Source organism: Streptomyces sp. 150FB, assembly GCF_000818195.1.
Lineage (GTDB): Bacteria > Actinomycetota > Actinomycetes > Streptomycetales > Streptomycetaceae > Streptomyces.
Map to the genome: position 1 here is coordinate 549372 of NZ_JTHL01000001.1, position 1676 is coordinate 551047.

At 72.6% G+C, this 1676-nt stretch carries 2 protein-coding genes; both read right to left on the minus strand.

The genetic code is table 11. The features are described 5' to 3' along the window. Positions 1–791: ABC transporter ATP-binding protein (locus QR77_RS02260; protein WP_052488469.1), on the minus strand; the 791-nt coding region annotated here is incomplete at its 3' end. Continuing rightward, a partial coding sequence (locus QR77_RS48120) for an ABC transporter ATP-binding protein (RefSeq protein WP_040019406.1) occupies positions 788–1676 on the minus strand: 889 nt, incomplete at its 5' end. The genes QR77_RS02260 and QR77_RS48120, both read right to left, overlap by 4 nt.

Below are 1676 nucleotides of genomic sequence, written 5' to 3' on the forward strand. Positions count from 1 at the left end.
CGGGCCTGCTCGGCCGGGTCGGCGACCGGGGCCGCCAGCAGCAGGCGTTGGGTGTACGGGTCCGAGGGCGCCTCGGTGACGGTGACCGCGTCGCCGGTCTCCACGATCCGGCCGCCCCGCATGACGGCGACCCGGTGGCTGACCCTGCGTACCACCGACAGATCGTGCGAGACGAAGAGGTAGGCCACGCCGGTGCGTTCCTGGATCTCCACGAGCAGGTCGAGCACCCGGGCCTGCGTGGTCAGGTCCAGCGCGCTCACCGGCTCGTCGCAGACGACCAGACGCGGGTCGAGCGCCAACGCCCTGGCGATGGCGACGCGTTGGCGCTGACCGCCGCTGAACTCGCGCGGCAGCCGCTGCCCGGAGTCGGCCGGAAGCCCTACGGCGTCGAGGAGTTCGGCGATGCGCACCCGGGCGGCGGCGCGGGGTCTGCCAACGGCGATCAGCGGCTCGGCGAGGATCGTCCCCACGGTCATCGACGGGTTCAGGGACGTGTAGGGGTCCTGGAACACCACCTGGATCTCCGAGCTGAGGGCGCGCCGCTCCTTGCGCGGGAGCCCGGAGACCTCCCGGCCGTCGTAGCGGATGGAGCCGGCGGCGAGGGGGACCAGTCCCAGCACGGCACGGCCCAGTGTGGTCTTTCCCGAGCCCGACTCCCCCACCAGACCGAGGCATTCACCGGCCGCGATGTCGAGCGAGACACCGGACAGTGCCTGGAACGGCGGCTCGCGGAAGCGCTTGGAGGGGAAGACGACGTCGATCGCTTCGACCTGAAGCAGCGGGGCGTTCATCGCCGATCCTTTCCTGGCGCGGTGAGCGGGCCCCTCGGGGACGCGCCTTCCAGCGTGGATTCCAGCAGCGTCCGGGTGTACGGGGCCTGGGGCGCCGCGAAGAGTCCCACCGCGTCCCGGTCCTCGACGACGCGCCCGGCGCGCATGACGGCGACCCGGTCGCAGATGTCGGCGACCACACCGAAGTCGTGGGTGACGAGCAGCACCGTCATGTCGCGCTCGGCGCGCAACTCCCGCAGGAGGTCGAGGACTTCAGCCTGCACGGTGACGTCGAGCGCCGTGGTGGGCTCGTCGGCGATGAGCAGGTCCGGATCGCAGGAGACGGCCCCGGCGATGAGGACGCGCTGCGCCATGCCGCCGCTGATCTCGTGCGGGTACGCGGCGAAGGTCCTCGCGGGGTCGGCGATGCCGACGCGTTCCAGCAGTTCCAGGGCGCGGGCCTTCGCCCGCGCCCTCGGCAGTCCGAGTACCGCCCTCATGGGCTCGACGAGTTGGTGGCCGACGGTGAAGGCCGGGTCGAGGTTGGACATGGGCTCCTGCGGGATGTAGGCGATACGGCGGCCACGGAACGCCCCGTGCCGCTTCTTGTCGAGAGCGGTGAGCGAAGTGCCGTCGAACAGGACGGTGCCCCCGGCGACGGTGGCGTTCCTGGGCAGCAGCCCGAGGATCGCGAAGGCGGTCTGGGTCTTGCCTGAGCCCGACTCCCCGACCAGTCCCAGCACTTCGCCGCGCTCGACGGACAGCGAGACGTCGCTGACCACGGTCCGCGTCCCCGCGCCGTCCGGGTAGGTGACCGTCAGTCCCTCGACCTGGAGCAGTGCCGTGGAGCGCACCGGGGCGGCGGCCGGCCGCGGCAGCGGGGCCGGGGCGCTCGCGCGGGCCCGA